This window comes from Microbacterium sp. ISL-103, from assembly GCF_018613995.1.
In the GTDB taxonomy this organism is placed as follows: Bacteria; Actinomycetota; Actinomycetes; order Actinomycetales; family Microbacteriaceae; genus Microbacterium.
Genome location: NZ_JAGGPD010000500.1, coordinates 1 through 5,980 on the forward strand (window position 1 = coordinate 1; position 5,980 = coordinate 5,980).

At 67.1% G+C, this 5,980-nt stretch carries 4 protein-coding genes; all 4 read left to right on the forward strand.

All coding sequences use genetic code 11. The features are described from left to right. The coding region (uvrA, locus tag J7E68_RS16615; RefSeq protein WP_215174460.1) for an excinuclease ABC subunit UvrA at window positions 1-2,037 on the forward strand (2,037 nt) is incomplete at its 5' end. Continuing rightward, on the forward strand, window positions 2,037-3,950 hold the full coding sequence (gene uvrC / locus J7E68_RS16620) for an excinuclease ABC subunit UvrC (protein ID WP_215174462.1): 1,914 nt from the start codon (window positions 2,037-2,039) through the stop codon (window positions 3,948-3,950). The genes uvrA and uvrC, both read left to right, overlap by 1 nt. Before the next feature lie 30 nt (window positions 3,951-3,980). After that, on the forward strand, window positions 3,981-4,853 hold the full coding sequence (gene rapZ / locus J7E68_RS16625) for an RNase adapter RapZ (protein ID WP_215174464.1): 873 nt from the start codon (window positions 3,981-3,983) through the stop codon (window positions 4,851-4,853). Between the two features lie 68 nt (window positions 4,854-4,921). Beyond that, entirely contained in the window at window positions 4,922-5,899 is a 978-nt protein-coding gene (gene whiA, locus J7E68_RS16630; protein WP_042540784.1) for a DNA-binding protein WhiA, read from the forward strand. Window positions 5,900-5,980 lie beyond the last annotated feature (81 nt).

Below are 5,980 nucleotides of genomic sequence, written 5' to 3' on the forward strand. Positions count from 1 at the left end.
GGGGCCGGCCCCGCATGCTCGGGCCTGGGCACGGGCATGTCGGTGGACATCGACCGGATGCTCGGCGACGAGGAGCTCTCCATCCGCGAGGGCGCGATCATCCCCTGGACCACACAGGGCAAGGGGCTGTTCCAGTACTACGAGCGACTGCTCGAGGGGCTGGCTGACGACCTCAAGTTCTCGCTCGACACACCCTGGCAAGACCTGAGGGTCGATGTGCAGGATGCGATCCTGCGCGGTGACAACTACAAGGTCACCGTCAAGTTCAAGAACCGCTACGGGCGTGAGATGCGCTACGCGTCGGGCTTCGAGGGAGTGGTGCCCTACATCGAGCGTCAGTACGCTCAGGCCGAGTCCGACACGCAGCGTTCGCGCTGGGGCGAGTACCTCCGCGAGGTTCCGTGCCCGGTGTGCGACGGCAATCGCCTCAAGCCCGAAGTGCTCGCGGTGCAGGTGCACGGCCACTCGATCGCCGAGGTGTCGCACCTCAGCCTGGCCGACGCACGCTCGTTCATGGAGACCCTCAGCCTCACCGACCGCGAGGCCAAGATCGCCGCGCAGGTGCTGCGCGAGATACGGCTCCGCCTCGACTTCCTGCTGCAGGTCGGTCTCTCGTACCTGAACCTCAGCCGGTCCGCCGGATCGCTCTCGGGCGGTGAGGCTCAGCGCATCCGCCTGGCCACGCAGATCGGCTCGGGCCTCACGGGAGTCCTCTACGTGCTCGACGAGCCGTCGATCGGACTGCACCAGCGCGACAACCGTCGTCTCATCGACACACTGCTGAAGCTTCGCGACCTGGGGAACACGCTCATCGTCGTCGAGCACGACGAAGAGACGATCGAGGCGGCCGACTGGGTCGTCGACATCGGTCCCGGTGCCGGCGTGAACGGCGGCGAGGTCGTGCACTCAGGGCCCTACTCCGCCCTGCTCAGCGAGCCGGCCTCGATGACGGGGGAGTACCTCTCGGGTGCTCGCGAGATCCCGACACCGACCAAGCGACGCAAGCTCGACAAGAAGCGCATGCTCAGCGTGGTCGGCGCCCGTGAGAACAACCTCAAGAACGTCAGCGTCAACTTCCCGCTCGGTGTGCTGACGGCGGTCACCGGAGTGTCCGGTTCGGGCAAGTCGTCGCTGGTCAACGACATCCTCTACCAGGTGCTCGCATCGCGGCTCAACGGAGCACGCACCGTGCCGGGCAAGCACACTCGCGTCTCGGGCCTCGACAACCTCGACAAGGTCGTGCACGTCGACCAGGCGCCGATCGGTCGAACCCCGCGATCGAACCCGGCGACGTACACCGGCGTGTTCGACAGGATCCGCTCGCTGTTCAGCGAGACTCCCGAGGCGAAGGTGCGCGGCTACCAGCCGGGCCGCTTCAGCTTCAACGTCAAGGGCGGTCGCTGCGAGGCGTGCTCCGGTGACGGCACGATCAAGATCGAGATGAACTTCCTCCCCGACGTCTACGTCGATTGCGAGGTCTGCCACGGCAAGCGCTACAACCGCGACACCCTCGCCGTGCACTACAAGGGAAAGAACATCGCCGAGGTCCTCGAGATGCCGATCGCCGAGGCTGCGGAGTTCTTCGAGCCCATCCAGGCGATCCACCGCTACATGAAGACGCTCGTCGACGTGGGGCTCGGATATGTGCGCCTCGGTCAGTCGGCCACCACCCTGTCGGGTGGCGAGGCGCAGCGCGTCAAGCTCGCCACAGAACTGCAGCGGCGCAGCAACGGCCGCAGCGTCTACGTGCTCGACGAGCCGACCACGGGTCTGCACTTCGAAGACGTCCGCAAGCTCCTCGAGGTGCTCAACGGCCTCGTCGACAAGGGCAACACGGTGATCGTCATCGAGCACAACCTCGACGTGATCAAGTCGGCGGACTGGGTCATCGACCTCGGGCCCGAGGGCGGTTCCGGTGGCGGCGAGATCCTGGCGACAGGCACTCCCGAGCAGATCGCGCGCGTCGAGGACAGCCACACAGGCCAGTTCCTCGCCGAGATCCTGGGTGAGGGGCGCTCCGCGCGGAAGGCCAGCTGATGGCCGACGTGCTTTCGTACAAGCCGAGGGCCGGCGAGATACCGACGAACCCCGGCGTGTACCGTTTCCGGGATGCCGACGGGCGCGTGCTGTATGTGGGCAAGGCGAAGAACCTTCGACAGCGTCTGTCGAACTACTTCGCCCCACTGCGGACGCTGCACGAACGAACCCGTCGCATGGTGACGACAGCCTCGTCGGTCGAGTGGACCGTGGTCTCGACGGACGTCGACTCCCTGCAGCTCGAGTACATGTGGATCAAGGAATTCGATCCTCCTTTCAACGTCCGCTACAAAGACGACAAGTCATATCCCTTCATGGCAGTCACCCTCGGAGACGAGGCGCCACGGGTGATCGTCACACGGAACCGCCAGATCCCCGGCGCACGATACTTCGGGCCTTACCCGAAGGTCTGGGCCGTGCACGAGACGATCGACCTGATGGTCAAGGCGTTCCCGATCCGCACCTGCAGCGACTCGAGCTACAAGCGGGCGATGGCGACGGGCAGGCCGTGCTTTCCCGGTCAGATCGGCAAGTGCGGCGGACCCTGCTCGATGACGGTCACGATCGAAGAGCACCGGGCGATGGTCGACGATTTCGTCGCGTTCATGGCCGGCGGCGACGAGCGCTTCACGCGTGAGCTGACCAAGCGGATGCTCGCGGCGTCCGCGGCCATGGACTATGAGGCCGCCGCGAAGTATCGCGACAAGCTCGGAGCGATCGAGGCCGTGCTCGGCAAGAGTGCGCTGGTGCTGGCGCCCGATGAGGATGCCGACCTCTTCGGCATCGCGGAAGACGAACTCGCTGCCGCGGTGCAGCACTTCGTGATCCGCGGTGGACGCGTTCGCGGAGTCCGCGCGATGACGATCGAGAAGGAGATCGACATCTCGACGGCCGATCTCGTCGACCAGGTGCTCCAGCGCGCCTACGGCGATGCACAGGATGTTCCGAGACGCATCCTCGTGCCGTCGCTGCCCGACGACGCCGCCGAACTCGAGCTCTGGCTGAGGGAACGGCGCGGCAAGAAGGTCGAGATCGCCGTCGCCCAGCGCGGCCAGCGTGCCGACCTCATGCGCACCGCGACCCTCAACGCGCAGCAGGCTCTCATCCGCTACAAGACCCGTCGCACGAGCGACTATGTCGCGAGGACTCAGGCGCTGACCGATCTTCAGGATGCGCTGGGCATGAGCGAGGCGCCCCTGCGCATCGAGTGCTTCGACATCTCGCACCTCGGCGGCACGAATGTCGTGGCGTCGATGGTGGTGTTCGAAGACGGACTCCCGCGCAAAGACCAGTACCGCTCCTTCAACATCCCCGAGACGACCGACGACACCGATTCGATGTATCAGGTGCTGCGGCGTCGTCTTGCGTATCTCGATCGACCCGACGAGGTCGACGAGCCGGCCCCGGCGCCGGTGTCCGGCGAGATCGGGGAAGACCTCGACACCCTCGGGCTCGAGGTCAAACGCAAACCGCGCTTCGCGTACCCCCCGCAGCTGCTGCTCGTCGACGGCGGGCAGCCGCAGGTCGAGGCGGCTGCACGCGCCCTCCGCGACGCGGGTCACACCGAGATCGCGGTATGCGGCATCGCCAAGCGGCTCGAGGAGATCTGGCTGCCCGGCGACGATTTCCCCGTCATCCTCCCGCGCACGAGCGAGTCGCTGTACCTGCTGCAGCGGCTCCGCGACGAGGCGCACCGCTTCGCGATCACGCATCAGCGCAAACGACGCCGCAACGACATCTCCTCGGTCCTCGCCGAGGTGCCGGGACTCGGCGCATCGCGCATCAAGGTGCTGCTCAAGCACTTCGGATCCGTCACGGCGCTCCGTGCCGCGGCGCCCGCGGAGATCGAAGAAGTCCAGGGCATCGGTCCCGTCCTCGCCCAGAACATCCACACGCATCTCTCCACTCGCTAGGCTGGTGCATGCGGGGGAGAAGGAGTAACCATGGCTGACGGGGACAAGGGCGAGTTCCTCATCGTCACGGGCATGTCGGGCGCTGGTCGCACGACGGTTGCCAACGCACTCGAGGACCTCGGCTGGTACGTCGTCGACAACCTCCCTCCGCAGATCCTGCGCCCGCTTCTGGATCTCACGGACATGGGTGGCAAGGCTCTGCCGAAGGTCGCTGCGGTCGTCGATGTCCGCGGGCGCAACCTGTTCGATGACTTCCCCGGTGTGGCGCGGGCCCTGCGGTCGCGCGGGTCCGTGCGCGTCCTCTTCCTCGACGCGTCCGATGATGTACTGGTGCGACGCTTCGAGTCCGTCCGCCGGCCGCATCCCCTGCAAGCCGACGGAACGCTTCTCGACGGCATCCGCGTGGAGCGTCAGAGGCTCGCGCCGATCCGCGAGGCCGCCGATCTCGTCATCGACACCTCGGCCCTGAACATCCATCAGCTGGCCACACAGGTGTCGGAGCTCTTCTCCGAAGAGGGCGCCGCGCGCCACCGTGTGACGCTGATGAGCTTCGGATTCAAGTACGGCCTTCCCACGGACGTCGACCTCGTGGCGGACATGAGGTTCCTCCCGAACCCGTTCTGGAACGAAGAGCTCCGCGGCCTCACGGGCAAGGACGAGCCGGTCAGGGATTACGTGCTCTCCCGCGAGGGGGCCGCCGAGTTCCTCGATGCGTACACGGCGGCGCTGACGCCTGTTCTCGAGGGCTATCAGCGCGAGAACAAGAGCCACTCGACGGTCGCGATCGGCTGCACGGGGGGCAAGCATCGTTCGGTCGCGATGGTCGAAGAGCTGGCCCGCCGGCTCGCGACGGTGCCGGGAGTCGCCGTCAACGTGCGTCACCGGGACCTCGGCAGGGAATAGCAAGAGCCTCCGTCAGAGTAGGCTGGAGGTTTGCGTCGCGATCCGGCGCGTGAGCGTAGAGGAGTGTCGTGGCACTAACGACCGACGTCAAGGCTGAGCTGGTCAGCATCCGTAATGCACCCCCGACGGTGCGCGTCGCGGAGGTCACATCGATCCTCCGGTTCGCCGGAGGTCTGCACTCCATCGCCGGACGGGTCGCCGTCGAGGCGGAGGTGGATGCCGAGATCCTCGCGCAGCGCGTCGCGCGCGACCTCGCCGAGATCTACGGAGTCCGACCGGAAATTGCGCAGGTGCAGTCGAGCACGGCGAACGATGGAGCCCGCTGGGCGGTCAGGGTCATCGCCTCAGGGGAGACCCTCGCTCGACAGACCGGTCTGCTCGACCAGCGTCGGCGCCCGGTCCGCGGACTTCCGAACCGCCTGACCACCGGATCCCGCGCCGAGGTCGCCGGCCTCTGGCGGGGAGCATTCCTCGCAGCAGGGACGCTGAGCGAACCCGGTCGATCGGCGATGCTCGAGGTCGCATGCCCGTCGTCCGAGGCCGCCATGGCGCTCGTCGGTGCCGCCCACCGCCTCGGAGTGGCCGCGAAGGCGCGCGAGGTGCGTGGCATGCCGCGCGTCGTCGTCCGCGAGGGCGAGGCCATCCGCACGATCCTCAGCGAGATGGGTGCGCAGAAGACCGCCGTCGCGTGGGAAGAGATGCGTCAGCGCCGCGAGGTGCGCGCCGGGGTCAACCGGCTCGTGAACTTCGACGATGCGAACCTGCGACGGTCCGCCCAGGCCGCCGTCGCCGCGTGCGCCCGTGTCGAACGTGCACTCGAGATCCTCGCCGACGAGGTGCCCGACCATCTGAAGGTGGCCGGAGAGCTTCGTCTCGCACACCGAGATGCGAGTCTCGACGAACTGGGCCATCACGCGGACCCGCCCATGACGAAGGACGCCGTCGCGGGTCGCATCCGCCGTCTTCTGGCGATGGCCGACAAGCGGGCGCAGCAGGAGGGCATCCCCGGCACCGAGGCCGCTGTGCCTGCGGGTCTCGACGTCTGACCCCACGACACACCACGAGCGAGGCGGCCCATCTCGGGGCCGCCTCGCTTCGTCATATGGAGGAAGGTTCCAGGGCGTCCG